This window comes from Azospirillum brasilense (assembly GCF_003349955.1).
Taxonomy (GTDB): domain Bacteria; phylum Pseudomonadota; class Alphaproteobacteria; order Azospirillales; family Azospirillaceae; genus Azospirillum; species Azospirillum brasilense_B.
The window spans coordinates 20,027-40,012 of the sequence record NZ_QLKQ01000051.1; the positions used below are offsets into that span (position 1 = coordinate 20,027).

At 70.7% G+C, this 19,986-nt stretch carries 16 protein-coding genes; 9 read left to right on the top strand and 7 right to left on the bottom strand.

From position 1 onward, the window contains the following. Positions 1-87: 87 nt before the first annotated feature. A complete protein-coding gene (locus DXK32_RS20925; protein ID WP_114860273.1) occupies positions 88-1,281 on the top strand; it encodes a sensor histidine kinase in 1,194 nt (397 codons plus the stop codon). 103 nt (positions 1,282-1,384) lie between these two features. Here the strand turns inward: DXK32_RS20925 and htpG are convergent, their stop codons facing one another. Both htpG and DXK32_RS20935 read right to left on the bottom strand, forming a co-directional pair. Further along, positions 1,385-3,274, bottom strand: coding sequence for a molecular chaperone HtpG (htpG, locus tag DXK32_RS20930; protein ID WP_114860274.1), 1,890 nt, complete (start codon positions 3,272-3,274; stop codon positions 1,385-1,387). A gap of 294 nt (positions 3,275-3,568) precedes the next feature. Next, positions 3,569-5,203 carry a hypothetical protein gene (locus tag DXK32_RS20935; RefSeq protein WP_114860275.1) on the bottom strand — a complete coding sequence of 545 codons (1,635 nt, stop codon included), beginning with the start codon at positions 5,201-5,203 and terminating at the stop codon, positions 3,569-3,571. 172 nt (positions 5,204-5,375) lie between these two features. Here DXK32_RS20935 and DXK32_RS20940 point away from each other — a divergent pair, with 172 nt between their 5' ends. The 3 genes from DXK32_RS20940 to DXK32_RS20950 all read left to right on the top strand — a co-directional run bounded on the left by DXK32_RS20940 (position 5,376) and on the right by DXK32_RS20950 (position 9,317). Further along, positions 5,376-7,889, top strand: coding sequence for a helicase-related protein (locus tag DXK32_RS20940; RefSeq protein WP_205215783.1), 2,514 nt, complete (start codon positions 5,376-5,378; stop codon positions 7,887-7,889). A 145-nt stretch (positions 7,890-8,034) separates the two neighbouring features. Then, positions 8,035-8,463: an RNA-binding S4 domain-containing protein gene (locus tag DXK32_RS20945; protein ID WP_114860277.1), complete on the top strand. Its 429-nt coding sequence runs from the start codon at positions 8,035-8,037 to the stop codon at positions 8,461-8,463. Positions 8,464-8,585: 122 nt separating this feature from the next. Further along, on the top strand, positions 8,586-9,317 hold the full coding sequence (locus DXK32_RS20950; protein WP_038525629.1) for a TerC family protein: 732 nt from the start codon (positions 8,586-8,588) through the stop codon (positions 9,315-9,317). 72 nt (positions 9,318-9,389) lie between these two features. On the opposite strand, the gene DXK32_RS20955 is transcribed toward DXK32_RS20950, so the two are convergent. From DXK32_RS20955 to DXK32_RS20965, 3 genes are all read right to left on the bottom strand, one after another. Next, on the bottom strand, positions 9,390-9,821 hold the full coding sequence (locus DXK32_RS20955; RefSeq protein ID WP_247877260.1) for a CBS domain-containing protein: 432 nt from the start codon (positions 9,819-9,821) through the stop codon (positions 9,390-9,392). A 117-nt stretch (positions 9,822-9,938) separates the two neighbouring features. After that, positions 9,939-10,553 carry a DUF938 domain-containing protein gene (locus tag DXK32_RS20960; protein ID WP_114860279.1) on the bottom strand — a complete coding sequence of 205 codons (615 nt, stop codon included), beginning with the start codon at positions 10,551-10,553 and terminating at the stop codon, positions 9,939-9,941. 9 nt (positions 10,554-10,562) lie between these two features. Beyond that, the gene (locus DXK32_RS20965) at positions 10,563-11,753 is read right to left on the bottom strand and encodes a YbfB/YjiJ family MFS transporter (protein WP_114860280.1); all 1,191 of its coding nucleotides are present in this window, start codon (positions 11,751-11,753) and stop codon (positions 10,563-10,565) included. A gap of 131 nt (positions 11,754-11,884) precedes the next feature. Between DXK32_RS20965 and DXK32_RS20970 the strand changes: the two genes are divergently transcribed. From DXK32_RS20970 to DXK32_RS20990, 5 genes are all read left to right on the top strand, one after another. After that, positions 11,885-12,808, top strand: coding sequence for a LysR family transcriptional regulator (locus DXK32_RS20970; protein WP_114860281.1), 924 nt, complete (start codon positions 11,885-11,887; stop codon positions 12,806-12,808). Between the two features lie 144 nt (positions 12,809-12,952). After that, complete coding sequence (fdxA, locus tag DXK32_RS20975) at positions 12,953-13,285, top strand: ferredoxin FdxA (RefSeq protein ID WP_014238741.1); 333 nt, start codon at positions 12,953-12,955, stop codon at positions 13,283-13,285. Between the two features lie 319 nt (positions 13,286-13,604). Then, entirely contained in the window at positions 13,605-14,105 is a 501-nt protein-coding gene (locus tag DXK32_RS20980; protein ID WP_014238739.1) for a CarD family transcriptional regulator, read from the top strand. Positions 14,106-14,303: 198 nt separating this feature from the next. Further along, on the top strand, positions 14,304-15,119 hold the full coding sequence (locus DXK32_RS20985) for a hypothetical protein (RefSeq protein WP_114860282.1): 816 nt from the start codon (positions 14,304-14,306) through the stop codon (positions 15,117-15,119). 274 nt (positions 15,120-15,393) lie between these two features. Further along, positions 15,394-16,296, top strand: coding sequence for an RNA polymerase factor sigma-32 (locus DXK32_RS20990; protein ID WP_114860283.1), 903 nt, complete (start codon positions 15,394-15,396; stop codon positions 16,294-16,296). A 120-nt stretch (positions 16,297-16,416) separates the two neighbouring features. Here the strand turns inward: DXK32_RS20990 and DXK32_RS20995 are convergent, their stop codons facing one another. After that, complete coding sequence (locus DXK32_RS20995) at positions 16,417-18,402, bottom strand: adenylate/guanylate cyclase domain-containing protein (protein WP_114860284.1); 1,986 nt, start codon at positions 18,400-18,402, stop codon at positions 16,417-16,419. A 104-nt stretch (positions 18,403-18,506) separates the two neighbouring features. Then, complete coding sequence (locus tag DXK32_RS21000; RefSeq protein ID WP_247877261.1) at positions 18,507-19,976, bottom strand: M48 family metalloprotease; 1,470 nt, start codon at positions 19,974-19,976, stop codon at positions 18,507-18,509. Positions 19,977-19,986 lie beyond the last annotated feature (10 nt).

Consider the following 19,986-nt stretch of genomic DNA (forward strand, 5'->3'; position numbering starts at 1 on the left):
AATTGCAAACGAACGTCTGGCAGGATGGACGGTCCGGGCCCTTTCCGGACCGACCGTTCCATCCGACAGACGAGGCTGCGTCACCCCGTGCTCGATTCCGATCCGACCAGCCCCGCCCCCGGCGGCACGCCGGAAACGGAGGCCGCTCCCGTCCTGGTCGCGGCCCTGCTGGCCGTCCATGAGCCGCCCATGGCGCCGGACGCGCCCTGCCGCACCCTGCGGGACCGGCTGGACGCCCAGCCCGGCCTGCCGGCGCTCGCCGTGACGGCGGCGGACGGGCGCGTCCTGGGGCTGGTGGACCGGCTGGCGCTGGCGGGGCTGGCCGATCCCGAGGCTCCGGCCTCGACGGCGATGGACCCCGCGCCGTTGCTGGTCGAGGCGGACCTTCCGCTGTGCGAGGTCGCGCGGCGGATCATGCAGGACAAGCCCGGCGCGCTGGCTTCCGGCTTCGCCGTGCTGGAGAAGGGGCGGTACCTCGGCATCGGGTCGGGGGTGGCCCTGCTGGCGCGGACGGACGAGCAGATCATCCAGCGGACCCGCCAGTTCGAGGAGGCCCGCCGCGCCGCCGAGCGCGCCAACCGCGCCAAGACCGCCTTCTTCGCCTGCATGAGCCACGAGATCCGCACCCCGCTGAACGCCATGATGGGCTTCGCCGAGCTGCTGGAGCAGGAGGTCCTGGGGCCGATCGCCAACCCGCTCTACCGCGACTACGCCCGCGACATCGCGGAGAGCGGCCGCCATCTGATGGACCTGATCAACGACCTGCTCGACCTGTCGAAGGCCGAGGCCGGGCGGCTGGAACTGGCCGAAACCGTGGTGGACGTGCCGCGGGTCGCCGTGGGCAGCGCCCGCCTGCTGTCCGACCGCGCCGGGCGGGCCGGGGTCGGCATCGAGACGGACCTGCCGGCCGACCTGCCGCCGCTGCGCGCCGACGAGCGCAAGCTGCGGCAGATGCTGCTGAACCTGCTGTCCAACGCGGTGAAGTTCACGCCGCCCGACGGGGTGGTCACCCTGAACGGCCGGGTGGCGGCGGACGGGACGCTGCGCCTGTCGGTGCACGACACCGGCATCGGCATGACCGCCGACGAGCTGGAAAAGGCGCTGGAGCCCTGGGGCCAGATCGACAGCGCGCTGGGCCGCAACCACATCGGCACCGGCCTCGGCCTGCCTCTGACCAAGCGGCTGGTGGAACTGCATGGGGGGAGGCTGGACATCGACACCGCCCCCGACCGCGGCACCACCATGACGCTGGTCTTCCCGGTGGAGCGGGTGGGCGGGTAGCCATTGCCCCCACCCCGGCCCTCCCCCGCTGACGCAGGGGAGGGAGATTTGGTCCCCTCCCCTGCGAAGCGGGGGAGGGTTAGGGAGGGGGCAACGGGAACCCTTACGCCAGCCCCTTCTCCATCGCGCTCGCCAGACGGCGGGCGAAGGCGGCGGGGTCGGGCAGGGTTTCGCCCTCCACGATGCGCGCCTGGTCGAGCAGCAGCCACGCCGCGTCGTCCAGCGAGGTTGCCGCACCGCTCGCCTTGGCGCGCTCGGCGAGGCGCTTGATCAGCGGGTGGGCGGGGTTGACCTCCAGGATGCGCTTGGCCGCCGGAGCGTCCATGCCGAGCTGCTTGTGCTGCTTCAGCAGGCGCTCCAGATGCATGTCCATGTCGTTCTCGTCGGCGACGAGGCAGACGGCGCTGTCGGTCAGGCGCTCCGACGGGCGGACGTCCTTCACCACGTCCTGAAGCGTCAGCTTCAGCAGGACCAGCAGGTCGGTCAGCTCGCCCTCGGAGGCCTTCTCCTCGGCCGGCTTCTCCTCGCCGCCCTGGATCTTGCCGAGATCGGCGCCGCCGCGGGTCACCGACTTGAAGGGCTTGTCCTGGAAGCTGCCGACCGACGGCACCCAGAACTCGTCCACCGGGTCGGTCAGCAACAGCACCTCGACGCCCTTGGCCTTGAAGCCTTCGAGCTGCGGGCTGCGCTTCAGCGTCTCGATGTCGTCGCCGCTGATGGTGAAGATGGCCTCCTGGCCCTCCTTCATGCGGCCCAGATACTCCTCCAGCGAGACCAGACCGTCACCGGCGGTGCTGCGGAAGCGCATCAGCTTCAGCAGGTCGTCCCGGTGCTCGTAGTCGTCGTAGAGGCCTTCCTTGAGGACGGCGCCGAAATTCTCCCAGAAGGCCGCGTATTCCTCTGCCTTCTCGGTGTCGCGGGCCTTCTTGCCCAGCTCCGACAGGACGCGGCGGGTGATGCCGGCGCGGATCTTGGCCAGCATCGGGTTGTGCTGGAGCATCTCGCGGCTGATGTTCAGCGGCAGGTCCTCGCTGTCCACCACGCCGCGCAGGAAGCGCAGGTAGGGCGGCAGCAGCCCTTCCGCCGAATCGGTGATGAAGACGCGCTTGACGTACAGCTTCACCCGGTGGGCGCGCTTGGGGTCGAACAGATCGAACGGCTTGCTGGACGGCACGAACAGCAGGTTCGTGTATTCGATGGCGCCTTCGGCCCGCCAGTGCAGGGTCAGCCACGGATCGTCGAAGGCGTGCCCGACATGGTGGTAGAACTCCGTGTACTGCTCCGCCGTGATTTCGTTCTTGGAGCGCATCCACAGGGCCGACGCGCTGTTCAGCGACTTGGCCTCATCGCCCTCGCCGAACAGGATCGGGATGGCGATGTGGTCGGAGTATTTGCGGACGATGGCGGAGAGGCGGTGCTCCTCCAGATACTCGTCGTCGCCTTCGCGCAGGTGCAGCTTGATCTGCGTGCCGCGCGGCAGGTCGGCGACGTCGGAGATGGTGAACTCGCCCTTGCCGTCGGACAGCCAGCGCCAGCCCTGCGTCTCCCCGGCCTTGCGGGTCAGAACCTCCACCCGGTCGGCGACCATGAAGGCGGAGTAGAAGCCGACGCCGAACTGGCCGATCAGGTTGACGTCCTTCTTGGCGTCGCCTTCCTTTGCGCTGTCCTTCAGGTTGCGCATGAAGGCGGCGGTGCCGGAGCGTGCGATGGTGCCGAGGTTCTCGACCAGATCCTCGCGGTTCATGCCGATGCCGTTGTCGGCCACGGTGAGGGTCCGCGCCTCCTTGTCCACGATCAGCCGGACCTTCAGGTTCGGGTCGTCGGCGGACAGTTCGGGCTGCGTCAGCGCGGCGTAGCGCAGCCGGTCGCAGGCGTCGGAGGCGTTGGAGACCAGCTCGCGCAGGAAGACTTCCTTCTCGCTGTAGAGCGAGTGCGCGACGATGTCGAGCAGGCGGCTGACCTCGGCCTGGAAGCTGAGCCGTTCCTCGGTCATGGTGTCATCCTTGATCGTTCTTGTTGGTGGTGGGCTTGTTGGTAAGCTTGCCGATGGGTCCGAAGGACGGCGCAGATATGTGCGAGCGCGCCGCCCCATGCAAGAGCGATGGGCTGGCGTTGTGCGGGAGTTTCGCAACCGGAGTGGGTGGGGTGGGGGAAGTATTGCCCCCTCCCTGACCCTCCCCCGCTATCGCAGGGGAGGGGACTAAATTTCCCTCCCCTGCGATAGCGGGGGAGGGAAGGGGCCCATGCGCAGCATGGGAAGGGTGGGGGCAAAAGCCGCCCCCGAGCCTCAGCGCTTCTTGCCCTGGGTCGGCTCCAGCTCCGGCGCCGGCTGGCCCATGCCCATCAGCGCGCTCATGTCCGCCCCGTTCAGCAGGAACTGGCCGGTCTCGGTCACGTCGATCTTGTAGCTGCGCACGTCGTTGCCGGCGTCGTCCTTGGACGCCTGCCCGAAGGCCTGGAGCATGGCGATCACCCCCAGCGCGTTCTGGGTGCTCTCGTCGGCCTTCTTGCCCGGCTTGGGCTGCATCGCCTTGGTGGCGGCGTCCAGGCCGCGCAGCAGCACGGTGCTGCTGCCCACCGCGCCGAAGGCGGAGTTGGCGGCCATGCGCATGGCGCCGGTCATGGTGCCGGAGGCCGCCGGGGTGTTCACCACGAAGCGGTCGATGCGCAGCTCCGTCCCGACCTCCGCCATGGCGCCCATCAGCCGGTTGCCGATGGCGGCCACCGCCGCCTCGTCGGTCCCGTCGTCCGGCAGGGCGGCTTCCTCCTCGCCCTCGCCGTCCTCCTCGTTCTCCTCACCGGCGGCGGCCTGGGACTCGGCCAGCGCGGCGAGGTCGGCGAAGGCCCGCCACAGCGAGGCGGTCGGCAGCTTCGCGGTGCTGAGCTGGATGTCCAGCTTGTCCGGCATGAAGGCCTTCGGCGCCACCTCCGGCTCCAGCGTCAGGCCGCTGGACTCGATCCCGAAGGTGGTCGAGGCCATCGGCTTGTCCAGGTCCTCGGCGCTGCCGCGCAGGACGAGCTGGCCCAGCGCGAGGCGGGTGCCGTCCTCCGGGTTCAGGGCGGTCAGGCCGGACAGGCGGACGCGCCCGCTGGCCCCGCCCATCAGGTTCTGCATCAGCGGGATCAGCTCCGCCGCCGGGGGCTGGGTGCCGGCCAGGGCGTGGGTCTGGGTCAGCCGCTGCATGGCGTCGGCGCGGGCGAGGTCGACGCGGGTGTAGGTGCCCTCCACGGTCAGGCCGCCGAGGTTCAGCACCTCCTTCTTCGTCTCGTCGAGGAAGCGCAGGTTGCTGACGGACAGGGCGCCCGGGCCGCTCCACAGCGGGGTGCCGGCGGTGGCGGTGCCGTCCGGCTTCAGCTCCCCGGCGACGGTGATGGCGCCGACGGTCAGGGCGCTCTCGTCCTTCTTGCCCTTCTTGCCCTTGCGGTCGCTGGTGACCGACAGGTCGCCAAGCTCCGCGTCCATGGACAGCGCCGTCTCGTAGGCGCCGGACCACAGGGCGCTGATGCGCTGGCGGCCCAGCCTGACGGTGGCCGACGGCTTGCCGTTGTCCAGGATGGCGACGCGGTCGGGCAGGGTGGCGGTGACGGCGTGGGTGTTGCCGTCCTGCGGCTTCACCGTCAGGCGGATGGTGCCGATGTCGGCGGTGGTGCCGTCGTCCGACACCGCGGTCAGGGCGGGCAGCGCCACCTCGTAATGGTCGCCGGCCGGGGTGGCCACCGGCTCGCCGGTCCAGCGCAGCTCGGTCGCGCCCTCGCCGCTCTTGGGGAACCAGCGGGCCAGCCCGTCCTTCAGCGCGGCGGCCAGCGCCCTGGCCCCGTCCTCGGTCACCGGGGGCGCCTCGGCGCGGGCGGCGGCGGGCGGCAGCGCCAGGGTTGCGAGCATCAGCGCGGCGGCGAGCGGACGGGCGGGAAGACGGCGCATGAGGAATCCCTTAGGGTGGAGCGCGCCAGGGTAGACGGGATAACCGGCGCCCGTCCATCGGCCCGAGGTTTTATACCGTTTCCGGAAGAGTGCGGCCCCAGATGGGCGTTGCGGCATGGCACGGCCGCCCTGACGCTTGCATTGCCGGTCCCCAGGCCCAAAACTTACGCTTATGACCTCTGTCCTTTCTTCGTCCGGGGGCGGTCTGGGTGCGGGTGGCCGGGTGGTCGCCGTGCTGGGGCCGACCAACACCGGGAAAACCCATCTCGCCATCGAGCGCATGCTCGGCCACCGGACGGGGATGATCGGCTTTCCGCTGCGCCTGCTGGCCCGCGAGAACTACGACCGCATCGTGTCGATCAAGGGCAAGAACGCCGCGGCCCTGGTGACGGGGGAGGAGAAGATCCTGCCGCCCAGCCCGTCCTACTGGGTGTGCACGGTGGAATCCATGCCGCTCGACCGGGCGGTGGACTTCCTGGCGGTGGACGAGGTGCAGCTCTGCGCCGATCCGGAGCGCGGGCACATCTTCACCGACCGGCTGCTCAACGCGCGCGGGCTGGTGGAGACGATGTTCCTCGGCTCCGACACGGTGCAGCCGCTGATCCGCCGGCTGGTGCCGCGGGCCGAGTTCATCAGCCGCCCGCGCTTCTCCCAGCTCACCTACGCCGGCTACCGCAAGCTGACGCGCCTGCCGCCGCGCTCCTGCGTCGTCGCCTTCTCGGCCACCGACGTCTACGCGTTGGCCGAGATGATCCGGCGCCAGCGCGGCGGCACCGCGGTGGTGCTGGGGGCGCTGTCCCCACGCACCCGCAACGCCCAGGTCGGGCTCTATCAGGCGGGGGAGGTCGACTATCTGGTGGCGACCGACGCCATCGGCATGGGGCTGAACATGGACGTCGACCATGTCGCCTTCGCCCGCATCGTGAAGTTCGACGGCTTCGCCCCGCGCCGCCTGCGCGCGCCGGAGGTGGCGCAGATCGCCGGGCGCGCCGGGCGGCACATGCGCGACGGCACTTTCGGCACCACCGACGAGGTGGGGGAGCTGGAGGCCGACGTGGTCGACCGCGTCGAGAACCACCAGTTCGAGACGATCAAGACGCTGATGTGGCGCAACAGCAAGCTGCGCTTCGACACGCCGGGCTTCCTGCTGAAGTCGCTGGAGGAGCGCCCGCCGATCCCCGAGTTGCTGCGCGCCCGCGACGCCGACGACCATCTGGCGCTCCAGGCGCTGGTCCGCGACCATGAGGTGATGGACCTCGCCAAGGGCCGCGACAACGTGCGCCTGCTCTGGGAGGTCTGCCAGGTCCCCGACTTCCGCAAGGTGCTGTCGGACGCCCACACCCGGCTGCTCGGGCAGATCTTCCGGCAGCTGCGCACCGGCATCGGGCGGCTGGACGAGGATTGGGCGGCCAAGCAGATCGCCCGGCTCGACCGCACCGAGGGCGACATCGACGCGCTGGTCGCCCGCATCGCCCACATCCGCACCTGGACCTACATCTCCAACCGGCCGTCCTGGCTGACCGACCCGGTGCATTGGCAGGCGCGCACCCGCGCCATCGAGGACAAGCTGTCCGACGCCCTGCACGAGCGGCTGACGCAGCGTTTCATCGACCGCCGCTCGGCCACGCTGGCGCGCACGCTGAAGGACGGGCGGGACCTGATCGGCGGCGTGCGCGCCGACGGCGAGGTGGTGGTGGAGGGCCACCCGGTGGGCCGGCTGGAGGGCTTCCGCTTCGTCCCCGACGCCCCGGAGCGCTCGGAGGAGGCCAAGTCCCTGCTGACCGCCGCCCGCCGCGCGCTGCGCGAGGAGGTGGCGTCCCGCCTGCGCGCCTTCGAGCAGGAGCCGGACGATGTGTTCGCGCTCGGGCCGGACGGAGTGCTGACGGCGGATGGGCTGCCGGTGGCCCGGCTCGGCCCCGGCCCGTCGGTGCTGACCCCGGCGGTCCTGCCTTTCGACGAGGGGCTGCTCGACCAGGGGCAGCTCGACCGCGTGCGCGTCCGGCTGGAACGCTGGCTGAAGGACCGCGTGGCCGCCCGGCTGCGCCCCCTGCTGGCGCTGCGCGATGCGGACGATTTGACGGGCGCCGCGCGCGGGCTGGCTTTCCAGCTCGTCGAGAACATGGGGGCGCTGCCCCGCGCGCCGGTCGCCCCGATGGTGGAAGGGCTGGAGAAGGCCGATCGCAAGGCGCTGTCCCGCCACGGGGTGCGGCTCGGCGTGTCGCACCTCTATCTGACGGCGCTCGCCAAGCCGGGGGCGGTGGAACTGCGTGGCCTGCTGTGGGCGGTGAAGCACCGGCTGCCCCTGCCGGTGCCGATCCCGCCGCCGGGCCGCGTCTCGGTGGAGGCGACCGGTGCGCCGCCCGCCTTCTGGGAGGCCATCGGCTACCCGGCGGCCGGGCCGCGGGCGCTGCGGGTGGACATGCTCGACCGGCTTGAGACCGAACTGCTGACCGCCGCCAAGGAGAACCGGGCGGTGACCGAGCCGGCGCTGGCCCAGATGATCGGCGCCAAGCCGGACGAGCTGGGCGCCGTGATGAAGGGGCTTGGCTACACCCGCTCGGTGGGGGAGGATGGGGCGGTCTCCTGGCGCCGCCGCCGCAACCCGCGCCACAAGCCCCGCCGCGAGGCCCCCGTCAACGCCGACCACCCCTTCGCCAAGCTGCGCCAGCTTTCGGGAATTGGATGAAGAGATTCGCTATTGCCCCCACCCTGACCCTCCCCCGCTGGGCGGGGGAGGGAATGAAGTTTGCGCGGTGGATAACTCCCTCCCCTGCTCAGCGGGGGAGGGAAGGGGCCCACGGCGTCAGCCGTGGGAAGGGTGGGGGCCCCGCATGACCGACCTCGACGACGACGACCTCCCCGACTCCGACCCCACCCCGGCGGGCCGGCTGCGGATCGACAAGTGGCTGTGGTTCGCGCGCTTCTTCAAGACGCGCAGCCTCGCGGCGAAGCTGTGCAACGGCGGCGGCGTTCGGGTGTCCGGCACGGTGGTCGGCAAGGCGCATTACGCGGTGAAGCCCGGCGACGTGCTGACCTTCGCCCAGGGGCGGCACATCCGCGTCATCAAGGTGGTCGCGCTGGGCAGCCGGCGCGGCCCGGCGCCGGAGGCGCAGGCCCTCTACGAGGACCTCGCCCCGCCGGTGCGCGAGGAGGCGATCCAGGACCCCTACCGCGCGCCGCCGGCCCCGCGGGAGGCCGGCGCCGGGCGCCCGACCAAGCGCGACCGCCGGGCGCTCGACCAGTTGCACGGAGAGGAGTAAGCCGGAACAGCCGGGGAAAGCGGCGGGCAAACGCGGGCAGGGCCATTGCCAATTGGTGGCCGCACCCTCATCTGCGCAAAATAATCCCGCAACGGCCGACTTTTTCGGAGCCCGCCGCCCCCATGCTCGAACTGTTCTCCGACCCGCAGGTCTGGGCCAGCCTTCTGACGCTCACCGCGTTGGAGATCGTGCTCGGCATCGACAACATCATCTTCATTTCGATCATGGCGGCCAAGCTGCCGGTCCACCAGCAGCAGAAGGCCCGGCAGCTTGGTCTGGCGCTGGCGCTCCTGATGCGGCTCGCGCTGCTCGCCTCCATCTCCTGGGTGGCGACCCTGACGGAACCGCTGGTCACCGTGCTCGGCATGGGCTTCTCGGGGCGCGACCTGATTCTGCTCGGCGGCGGTCTGTTCCTGCTGGCCAAGGGCACCATCGAGATCCACAACACCGTGGAAGGCCACGAGGAGGACAGCGCCGCCCCCAAGCTCGCCAGCTTCGGCGCGGTGGTCGGGCAGATCATCGTGCTGGACATCGTCTTCTCGCTGGACAGCGTGATCACCGCGGTCGGCATGTCCAACGACCTGCCGGTGATGGTCACCGCCGTCGTCATCGCCATGGCGGTGATGCTGTTCGCCGCCCGCCCGGTGGGCGACTTCGTGAACCGCCACGTCACCGTGAAGATGCTGGCCCTGTCCTTCCTGCTGCTGGTCGGCGTGGCGCTGATCGCCGACGGCTTCGGCTTCCACATTCCGAAGGGCTATCTGTACTTCGCCATCGCCTTCTCGACCCTGGTCGAGGCGCTGAACCTGATGGCCGCCGCCCGCCGCAAACGGAAGAAGGCCGAAGCGCACTGACGCTCCGGCCCTCCTGAACGGGTCCTCCGACGGGCCGTCCCTTCGCGGGGGCGGCCCGTTCGCCGTTCCGGGTCAGGTCCGCATCAGACCGTCGCGGAACTCCACCTCCTCCACCAGATGCTCGTAGGCGAGCTTGAACAGGTCGCGGATCGAGACGATGCCGACCGCGCGCTTGCCCTGGGTGATCGGCAGGTGGCGGTAGTGCTTCGACTGCATCAGGGTCAGCGCCTCGATGGCGTCCGCGTCCGGCGGCAGGGTGTCCGGGTTGCGGGTCATGATCGTCGACACCTCAGTCTCGAAGGCGTCGATCTGGGTGGAGAGCACCTTGTTGTTCAGGTCGCGCTCGGTGACGATGCCGACGAGGTCGCCGTGGTTCACCACCAGGACGGCGCCGATGTTCTTCTCCGCCATCAGCTTCGACACGGTCAGGACGGAGGTGTCCTCCGTCACCAGGATGAGTTCCTGCGACTTCACCACGTCCGGAACCAGCTTCCGCTTCATCATTTCCCCCAATTTGTAATTTGTTTACAAACTCAAGCGCTGCAGGGAAACAATAGCAAATCTCGCGGGTGCAAAACTGCGGCAGAAGACCGCACCTCGGATGGGGGGCGGAGTGGACGCTCAGCGGCGCCGCAGCACGACGGTCAGGTTGTTGGCGGGCATCTCGACCAGCTCCGCCAGGGCGAAGCCGGCGGCGGCGCGCTCCACCGCGTCGAGGTCGCGCACACCCCAGGCGGGGTTGCGGGCCTTCAGGTCGGCGTCGAAGGCGGCGTTGCTCGGCGCGCTGTGCCGCCCGCCGCGCGCGAAGGGGCCGTAGAGCAGCAGCGGAGCGCCCGTGGGCAGAAGGCGGGCGGCCCCGGCGAACAGGCCGAGCGCCGCTTGCCACGGGGCGATGTGGATCATGTTGATGCAGACCACCGCGTCGGCGCTGCGGGCCGGCCAGTCGGGCGCGGCGGCGTCGAGGTCCAGCGGGTCGCGCAGGTTGGGCAGCGCGGCCGCGGCGGCCCAGGAACGGACGCTGTCGCGCAAGGCCGGGTCGGGGTCGCTCGGCTGCCACGTCACGCCGGGCAGCGCCTCGGCGAAGGCCACGGCGTGCTGGCCGGTGCCGCTCGCCACCTCCAGCACGAGCCCTCGCGGCGGCAGGACGCGGCGCAGCACCTCCAGGATGGGGGCGCGGTTGCGCTCCGTCGCGGGGGCGTGGCGGCGGGAGTCCTCGGGGTGCAGCGGATCGAACATGGCGACAGGCTAACCGCGCCCGGCGCCCAGGGCAACCGCGGCGGGGTCGCGCCGCCCGGCCATCCAGGCTCCGGCGGCGAGGAGGAGCGCGCCGGCCAGCACCGCCGCGGCGGCCCCCAGCAGGGCGGAGTCGAAGCTGCCGGTGCGCGCCACCACCAGCCCGGCCGGCACCGGCCCGATGATCTGCCCCAGCCCGTAGACGGCGGTCAGCGCGCCGATGACGCGGGCCGACGCCCCGCCCGACAGGTGGCGGCCCAGCGTGAAGGACAGGGTGACGATCCCGACGAAGGTCCCGCCGAACAGCACCGCCGACAGCAGGGCCGCAGCGGGTGACCCGGTGATCGGCAGCAGGATCCCCACCGTCTGCACCACATGGGCGAGGATCAGTGCCCGCCACAGGCCGAGCCGCCGCCCCGCCGCCGCCCAGAGGATGCCGGATGGCATGGCCGCCAGACCGGTGACCATCCAGGCTGCGGCGCCGAGCTGCGCCGTCTCCGGCATGGTCTTCAGGATGGCGACCAGGAAGGTGCCGGTGACGATGTAGCCGGCCCCCTCCAGGAAATAGGCTAGAGTCAGCAGGACCATGGGAACGGAGGGGCGGAAGGCGGTGGTGGGCGTGGGCCGGGCGGCGGCGGTGTGGCGGGCCTCGCGCGGCGGGTCGTTCACCCACAGCCAGGACAGCGTGCCGAAGCCCAGGCAGGCCACCCCCAGCCACAGCCAGTCGCCGCGCCAGCCCAGCCGGTCGCCCATCACGGCGACGAACAGGCCGCTCGACGCGATGCCGAGTCCGACGCCGGTGTAGAGCCAGCCGGTCCAGGACTCGCGCCCGGCGCGGGCCAGCGCGTCCAGCGTCATGGCGATGCCCAGGATGAACAGGCCGGCGCTGGCCAGCCCGGAGACGAAGCGCAGCACGGCCCAGGCCGCCAGATCGTCGGTGAAGCCCATGCCGGCGGTGGAGGTGACGCTGGCGATCAGCGCGGTGCGGAAGACGGCGGTGCGCGCCGCGCCCTGCGGGACCAGCCCGACGCCCAGCGCCCCCAGGAAGTAGCCGAGATAATTCAGCGAGGCGAGCAGCCCCGCGGCGTCGGTGCCCAGCCCGGTGGCCGCCTGCATCGCCGGCAGGATCGGCGTGAAGGCGAAGCGCCCCACCCCCATGGAGATGACCAGCACCAGCACGCCGCCGATCAGCACCCGGACCATGGCTTCCTCCCGCAGGTTCTTTTTTCGTGCGGGTCCATCCTGGCGCGACGGAACCCTCATTTCTAATGATTTGTTTCGATGCTATGCTTCACTGAGAGTGATGGGAAGCGTGCGGATCGGGGAGGATGGCGATGGACCTCGCGGGCCTGCGGGTGGTGAAGGCGGTGGCGGACACCGGCAGCGTCAGCCGGGCGGCGGAGACGCTGAACTGCGTCCAGTCCAACGTGACGGCGCGGCTGAAGCGGCTGGAGGAGGATCTCGGCGTGCCGCTGTTCCTGCGGCTCAGCCGCGGCATGGCGCCGACGCCGGCCGGGCGGGTGCTGGCCGACTACGCCGACCGGGTGCTCCGCCTCGTCGCCCAGGCGCGCGACGCGGTGGCCGACGCGGCGGGGCGGGGCGGGCGGCTGTCCGTGGGCACCATGGAGACCACCGCCGCCGTGCGTCTGCCGCCGATCCTCGCCCGCTTCCACGCGGAGAATCCGGACGTCGACCTGATCATCGTCCCCGGCCCCACCGAAACCATGCTGGGGGAGGTTCTGGCCGGACGCATCGACGGCGCCTTCGTCTCCGGGGCGGTGGAGCATCCCGAACTGGTCAGCCAGCCCGTCTTCGAGGAGGAGCTGGTGCTGGTCGAGCCGGCCAGCGGCATCACCAGCGAGTCCGGGCGGAACACCCTGCTGGCCTTCCGGCGCGGCTGCGCCTACCGCGCCCGCGCGGAGACGGCGATGCGCGAGGCCGGTCGGGTTCCCTACCGCGTGATGGAGTTCGGCGCGCTGGAGGCCATTCTGGGCTGCGTCGGCGCCGGCATGGGCGTCACCGTCCTGCCCCGCGTCGTGGTGGAGCGGGAGCCCTGGCGCGGCCTGTTCACCGCCCGCCCGCTGCCGCCGGAACTGGCCCGCATGCCCACCCGTTTCGTCCGGCGGGTGGATTCCATGGAGACGGTGGCCCTGCGCACCTTCCTGGAGGCGGTCGCGGAGGGGAATATGGAGGGTGGGGCTGCGTCGCTTGCGCCCACACAACCGGCGGGGTTGATCCCGTCTCGGGCGGCGTGCTAGGCAAGCGCCGCGGTCGGGCCATGGTCCATTCATGCCCCCGGCCGCGCCCACGCGCGAGCACGTCAGTCGAAGCGTCCATCGAAGCGACTCGAACCCCGGCGCGTGAACACCGCCGGAACTGGCGAGAACAGCGGAGAACGAATCATGCCCTACGTCGTGACGGAAGACTGCATCAAGTGCAAGTACACCGATTGCGTCGAGGTCTGCCCCGTGGACTGCTTCTACGAGGGCGAGAACATGCTGGTCATCCACCCGGATGAGTGCATCGACTGCGGCGTGTGCGAGCCGGAATGCCCGGCCGAGGCCATCGTGCCGGACACCGACGGCCGCGCGGAGAAGTGGATGGAGCTGAACCGCGACTACGCGGCGCAGTGGCCCAACCTGACCCGCAAGAAGGACGCGCTGCCCGACGCCGACGCCATGAAGGGCGTGGACGGCAAGTTCGACAAGTTCTTCTCTCCGAAGGCCGGCGGCTGAGCGGAGTCGGGACTATTGCTGCGCATGGCATTCTTTTGCCGCCATGCAAAAACGACAGGTCGGCCATCGGCGGGCAACGTCAGAATCCGGACGGCTGCCCGCGCGTAGCCTTTGTAACCGGGCCGTAACATCGCTATAATACGCGCCCGGAGCCGGCCTCAGCGTCATTGCCGGATTTCCCATCGACCAAGGGCTCAGTGCAACAGTGCGCGGCGTGGAGGACCCCATCCCCACGGTGTGTCGTTGTCACCGGGCCTTTTTCGCCCCCTCCACCGGGGCGGCAAAATGGCGCGATCGCGAGAAGTGAGAGCCAACCCAAATGTCGAACAAGCTTGACTTCGAGGCCGGTGACTTCGTCGTCTACCCGGCCCATGGCGTCGGTCGGGTCGAGGGAATCGAGACCCACAGCATCGCTGGCATGGATGTTCAGCTCTACGCGATCACGTTCGAAAAAGAGCGCATGACGCTCAAGGTTCCGGTCGGCAAGGCCAAGGCCGCCGGGCTGCGCCGCCTCAGCACGAAGGACCGCATCAAGGTCGCCCTGGAGACGCTGCAGGGCCGTTCGCGCGTCCGCCGCACGATGTGGAGCCGCCGCGCCCAGGAGTATGAGGCCAAGATCAACTCGGGCGACCCGGTGGCCATCGCGGAGGTCGTGCGCGACCTGTACCGCGGCGCCGACCAGTCCGACCAGTCCTACAGCGAGCGCCAGATCTATCAGGCCGCCCTGGAGCGTCTGGCCCGCGAGCTGGCCGCCGTCGAGAAGATCGACGAGACCAAGGCCACCGAGCGGCTGGAGCTGGTCCTCAAGAAGGCCGCCTGACTCCGGTTCAGTCCCGTTTCCCGGTCCGGACGCGGGAACCGGTCTCCGATTGTGATGTTGACGATGAAGGCGCGGCGCTTTGGCCGCGCCTTTGTCTTAAGTTTTCGTCTTTCGCCGGGCCTGCGCGGCGCCTACACTCCCGCCCCCGGCCTGTTCTGGGCCGGTCCGTGACCGCTGGATGGGGTGAGCGTCTCCGGCATGTCTGAAGCGCAGAAATTCATCGATCTCCGTAACCCGCGGCGCATCTGGGCCGTCGGCTCGATCCACGCGCAGACGGACCATCTCCACGCCGTGCACGAGGTGATCGCGGCGCGCTTCCTGCCCGGCGACCGGCTCGTCTATCTCGGCAACATGGTCGGCTGGGGTGAGCGGGTTCTGGAGACGATGGACGCGCTGCTGGCCTTCCGGACCTGGCTGCTGAGCTGGCGGGGCATGGAAGCCGGCGACATCGTCTATCTGCGCGGCGCGCAGGAGGAGATGTGGCACAAGCTGCTCCAGCTCCAGTTCGCGCCCGACCCGCAGCAGGTGCTCGACTGGATGACCCGCCACGGCGCGGGGGCCACGCTGGCCGCCTATGGCGGCACGGTGGAGCAGGGCATGGCGGCGGCCCGCGGCGGCACCATGACGCTCGGCCGCTGGACCCAGGGGCTGCGTCAGGCGATGCACGCGCAGCCCGGTCACGAAAATGTGTTCAACAGCCTGCGCCGCGCCGCCTACTGCACCGGCCCGGAGCAGGGGCAGGGCGGCGTGCTGCTGGTCAGCGCCGGGGTGGACACCCGCCGCCCGCTCAACCACCAGGGCGACGCCTTTTGGTGGGGGGCGCCCGGTTTCGCCCAGATGTCAGAGCCTTATGGCGGTTTCGCCCGCGTCGTGCGGGGCTACGACCCGGCCCGCAAGGGCGTCGCGGTGACCGACCGCGTGGCGACCCTCGACGGCAATTGCGGGGTGGGTGGGCACCTCGTTTGTGGGTGCCTGTCGCCTTCGGGTGAGATCCTGGACCTGTTCCAGGTCTGACCCATCTCCCTTTTTCCTTACCCGTCCTACCCATTCCTTCGGCCTCCGCCCCCGAATCCCTTCCGGTGCGGATGATCCGAAACGTCTTGTCCTGCGTAAGACGTGCAACAGGGCGAGGGGAACGGCTGTTGTCCCAACCGTCGGCGCTCCGTGGCGAAGCGGCCACGACGAGCCGGCGGATCTTTGGACCTGAGGGGGCCTGTCCCTTCGGACTCCGCAGCACAGGGCACGAGCAGCCTGAAACGCGGCCGCCCAGACGGGAAGGAAGGGACGTATGGCTTACATCGACGATCCCGAGACTCAGCGCGCCAACCTGAGTTTCATCAAGGCCTCCATGCGGGAGCCTCTGCTGACGCGCGACCACGAATTCGACCTTGCCCGCAAATGGCGCGAGGGCGGCGACGAACGGGCCCTTCACGAACTGGTCCGCGCCTACACCCGGCTGGTGGTGGCGACCGCCGCGCGTTTCCGCAACTACGGCCTGCCCATGGGCGACCTCGTGCAGGAGGGCAACGTCGGGCTGATGCAGGCGGCCAGCCGGTTCGAGCCGGACCGCGAGGTGCGTTTCTCGACCTACGCGGCCTGGTGGATTCGCTCGGCCATGCAGGACTACATCCTGCGCAACTGGTCCATCGTCCGCACCGGCACCACCGCCGCGCAGAAATCACTGTTCTTCAACCTGCGCCGCCTGCGCGCCCGCATCGAGAGCATCAGCCAGGGCAACAGCGGCGGGGGCAACAGCCTGACCAAGGAAGGGCGGGAGTGGATCGCCGGCGAACTCCAGGTCGACGTGACCGAGGTCGAGGCGATGGAGATGCGGCTGTCCGCCTCCGACCAGTCGCTGAACTCCCCGGTGGCCGACGGCTCCGACGAGGACTGGCAGGACTTCCTGGCCGACCAGCGCCCCTCGCCGGAGGAGGTGGTGATCGGCATGCGCGACAGCCGCACCCGCTCGCAATGGCTGGCCGAGGCGCTGGGTGAACTCAGCCCGCGCGAACGCACGATCATCCAGGAACGCCGCCTGCGCGAGGAGGGCGCCACCCTGGAGCAGCTCGGCCGCGAGCTTGGGGTGAGCAAGGAGCGGGTGCGCCAGCTCGAACACCGCGCCCTGCTGAAGTTGCGCCAGTCGATGCTGAAGCGGGTGGAAGGGTTCGGGGATCTGCTGGCGGACGCGTAGGAGCCAGTTGCCCCCACCCTAACCCTCCCCCGCTCTCGCAGGGGAGGGGACTGCCGCCGCTTCGTGATCATCTCCCTCCCCTGCGAAGCGGGGGAGGGCCGGGGTGGGGGCAAGCCCACGCTACGCCTTCTCCTCCTCCCGAACCGCCCCGGCGCCATCTCCCCCGCCGCCGTTGTCCCCCTCGCCATCCAACGTCACCCGCCACACCTCGGTCGTGCCGTTGCGGCCACGGAGCGTGCGGTCGCCGACGCAGTCCAGCGGGGCCGCGCCGTCGCCCTGGAAGGCGGTGGCGGCGCTGGACAGGACGATGACCTCCTCGTCCCCCTGAAGGGCGGAGGCCAGCTCCTCGATGCGGGCGGCGACGTTCACCGTGTCGCCGACGATCGTGTAGTTGATCCGGCTTGCCGACCCGATGTTGCCCACCACCACCGGCCCGGAATGCAGCCCTATGCGCACGCGGATCGCCGGCAGCCCCTCCGCCGCGCGGCGGCGGTTGCCGTCGCGCACGGCGCGGGTGATGGCGTGGGCGGCGCGCAGCGCGCGGGCGGCGTGGTCCGGCTGCTCCTCCGGCGCGCCCCAGAAGGCCATGATGGCGTCGCCGATGAACTTGTCCACCGTGCCGCCCTCCGCCTCGATGCAGTTGGCGAGCAGGGTGAAATGCTCGTTCAGCAGGGCGGCGGTGTCGGCGGCGCCCATATGCTCGGCCATGCGGGAGAAGCCGCGGATGTCGGTGAACATCACCGTCACCTCCCGCTCCTCTGACTGGAAGCTGGTCAGGCCGCCGCGGCGGTGCATCAGCCGCAGCACCAGGGCCTTCGGCACATAGGTCTCGAACCAGCGCAGGCCGGCGACCATGGCGTTGAAGGCGCTGTTGGCACGGGCCAGCTCGCGCAGGCGCGAATCGGGAAGCTCGTCGATCGCGCGGAAGTCGAAGGTCCGGACATGGTCGGCCGCCTCGGCCAGATGGGCCACCTGGGTGCTGATGCGCCGCCCGACGATCAGCGCCACCGCCACCGAGATCAGCAGGATGCCCAGGCCGGCGAGGCCGGTGGTGTAGAGGCGGCGGACCTCGGCGCTGGCCTCGTTGGCGCGGAAGCTGATGCCGATGGTCCAATCCTGCTGGCCGTAGCCGGCCATGCTGCGCATCAGGAACAGGTAATCCTCGTCCAGCACGTTGACGAGCCGGCCCTCCACCCGCTTCTTCAGGGCGTCCACCGGCTGGCCGGTCTGCCAGAGCGCTGCCAGCGCCGGGTCGGCCACCTGATCGATGCGCGGCAGGGGCGGGCCGTCGGTCTTGGTGGAGAAGTCGAACTTCATGCCGGCCAGCGAGGGGTGGGCCAGCACATGCTCGCGGTCGAACAGGACGAAGGCGTTCAGCCCCTGCTCCACATAGAGCGTGGACAGGAAGCGCGACAGGTCGCCCAGCGACACGCCGACGACCACCTGCCCCAGATAGGCGCCGTTGCGCCGCACCGGCTGGAACAGGGTGACGAAGCTGGTCCCCGCCTCCTTCGACCACAGCGGGTCGGCCCAGACGGCGGTGGTGCGGTCGGCGCCGTTGCGCAGCTCCGGCGCCAGCTCCGGCTCGTGGCGCAGATCCTCCCGCCCGACGTGGAGCTGGTTGCCCAGCCGGTCGGCGCGCAGGCCGGTGCGGTCGGGGTGGAAGAAGGCGATGCCGGTGACGTCCGGCGCCCCGGCCAGCGCGCCGCGCAGCGTGTCCCGGAGCGATCGGGAGTCGGCGGGGTCCAGCTCCCCCCGCTCCATCAGCCCGGCCACGAAACGGGCCATGTCCCGCGCGGGGTTGAGCTGGTTGCGGATGCGCACCTCCACCCCCGACAAGGCGAGGTCGGCGCGGTCGTTCAGCAGGGCGAAGGTGTTCCGGCTGGCGCTGACGAGACCGAGCACGAGCACGCTGGCCACCGCCAGCAGCATCAGCGACCCGAAGCCGGCCACCAGCACCGCCGCGATGGGCAGGCGCAGGCGCGGGCGGCCCAGCGCGGGCGGGCGCGTGCGGCGCGGACCACCCCTCTTGCGCACGGCCTCCTTCAGCCGGGCGATGCGCAAGCCGGTTTGCAGAGGACGCCGTTTGGTGGGGTGGTCAGCCATGGCGCGGAGCCTACAGGACGCACGCGGCCATCGGCAATCGGCCATCGCGCCGCGTCCCGCAACGGTCACTCCACCGTCTACCGGGCGCCGCCAACCGGGTGCCGTCAGCCGGTGATGATCTTCACCGGACGCCCGGGCTGGATCGGTGTGCCCGGCGGCAGGTCGTTGATGATCCGGAACAACTCCTCCGCGTAGGGCTCGCGCGGCATCTGGCGCACGAAGCCCTCGACGCTGTCGCCGGGCCGGGCGGTCAGCACGCGGATGCGCCGGGGCTGGTAGGACGCCGCCTCCTGCCGGGTCAGCCGGCGGAAGCTGTTGGCGGTCTGCCGGAAGTCGCCGTCGAAGCGCGACAGCGCGCCGCCGGGCGCCAGGAAGGTGAAGCGGTACAGCGTGCCGGAGTCGGCGCGGATGGCGACCAGCCGCACGTCCACCGCCCCGGCGTCGGTCTTGCCCTGGGTCAGCGCGGTGGCCGCCGGCATGCCGTTGACGGTGAAGGATTGCAGGTCGCGCAACGGCGCCCCCTGCGCCCAGGTGCCGCTCAGATAGGCGGCGGGGTCGCGCACGCCGGGCGCCTTGCCGCCGTCGAACACCATGGCGCCGCCGTTCGGCCCCTTGGCGATCACCTGCTGTGCCCCGTTGAGCAGGCTGTAGCCCTGTGGCACGTCGAAGGCGATGCCCAGCTGCGGGTGGGCGAAGGTCCGGCCGCGGACGAAGCCGTTCTCCGGGCTGTCGCCGTAGATCACCCCGTCCATCGCCGTCATGTAGGGATCGACGGGCCGCGCCCCGCGGGGCAGCTCGCGGGCGATGGCCGCCGCCTCGTCGACGCGCGCCGCGGTCTGCGGGTGGGTGGCGAAGAAGTCGAAGCCGCCCTCCGCCGCCCCCTTGCCGGCGCGCAGGCCGTTGTATTGGGTGTCGCGGCGCATGGTCTCCAGGAAGGTCGCCATGGCGAAGGGGTCGTAGCCGGCGCGGTGGAGATACTCGATGCCCAGCCGGTCGGCCTCCGACTCCTGGCCGCGCGAGTAGCGGGCGAGCAGGGCGGTGCCGCCGATGTTGGCGATCTGCGCCAGCTCCGGGCTGCCCAGAACGAGGCCGATGCCGGCGGCGAGCAGCCCGGCGATGGTCTGGTTGGTCTGCCGCTCCTGGCCGTGGTGGGCGATGACGTGGCCGATCTCGTGCCCCAGCACGCTCGCCACCTCCGCCTCGTCCTTGGCGAGCGCCAGCAGGCCGCGGGTGATGTAGACGTAGCCGCCGGGCAGGGCGAAGGCGTTGACCACGTCGCTGTCCAGGACGGTGAAGGTCCAGGGGCCGGAGCGGTCGGTCTGGGCGGCCAGCCGGTTGCCGATGCCGGTGATGTAGGCTTGCAGCCGCTGGTCGGGGTAGGCGCCGCCATACTGGGCGAGGATCTTGGGATGTTCCTGCGCGCCGATCGACTCCTCGCTGCCGCCGAGGAGCTGGGCGTTGGCCGGGGTGCCGGCCGAGGTGAGCAGCAGGACGGCCAGCGCCGCGGCGGCGATCCGGCGCAGCGGGGACGGGGAATATGGTTGTTTCTCACGTCCCCTCTCCCCTCTGCTCACGCGCAAACAT

Coding starts and splice junctions, on each gene's coding strand:
- htpG (WP_114860274.1), bottom strand. CDS start 3,274: ATGACCGAGGAACGGCTCAGCTTCCAGGCCGAGGTCAGCCGCCTGCTC.
- DXK32_RS20935 (WP_114860275.1), bottom strand. CDS start 5,203: ATGCGCCGTCTTCCCGCCCGTCCGCTCGCCGCCGCGCTGATGCTCGCA.
- DXK32_RS20940 (WP_205215783.1), top strand. CDS start 5,376: ATGACCTCTGTCCTTTCTTCGTCCGGGGGCGGTCTGGGTGCGGGTGGC.
- DXK32_RS20945 (WP_114860277.1), top strand. CDS start 8,035: ATGACCGACCTCGACGACGACGACCTCCCCGACTCCGACCCCACCCCG.
- DXK32_RS20950 (WP_038525629.1), top strand. CDS start 8,586: ATGCTCGAACTGTTCTCCGACCCGCAGGTCTGGGCCAGCCTTCTGACG.
- DXK32_RS20955 (WP_247877260.1), bottom strand. CDS start 9,821: ATGATGAAGCGGAAGCTGGTTCCGGACGTGGTGAAGTCGCAGGAACTC.
- DXK32_RS20960 (WP_114860279.1), bottom strand. CDS start 10,553: ATGTTCGATCCGCTGCACCCCGAGGACTCCCGCCGCCACGCCCCCGCG.
- DXK32_RS20965 (WP_114860280.1), bottom strand. CDS start 11,753: ATGGTCCGGGTGCTGATCGGCGGCGTGCTGGTGCTGGTCATCTCCATG.
- DXK32_RS20970 (WP_114860281.1), top strand. CDS start 11,885: ATGGACCTCGCGGGCCTGCGGGTGGTGAAGGCGGTGGCGGACACCGGC.
- fdxA (WP_014238741.1), top strand. CDS start 12,953: ATGCCCTACGTCGTGACGGAAGACTGCATCAAGTGCAAGTACACCGAT.
- DXK32_RS20980 (WP_014238739.1), top strand. CDS start 13,605: ATGTCGAACAAGCTTGACTTCGAGGCCGGTGACTTCGTCGTCTACCCG.
- DXK32_RS20985 (WP_114860282.1), top strand. CDS start 14,304: ATGTCTGAAGCGCAGAAATTCATCGATCTCCGTAACCCGCGGCGCATC.
- DXK32_RS20990 (WP_114860283.1), top strand. CDS start 15,394: ATGGCTTACATCGACGATCCCGAGACTCAGCGCGCCAACCTGAGTTTC.
- DXK32_RS20995 (WP_114860284.1), bottom strand. CDS start 18,402: ATGGCTGACCACCCCACCAAACGGCGTCCTCTGCAAACCGGCTTGCGC.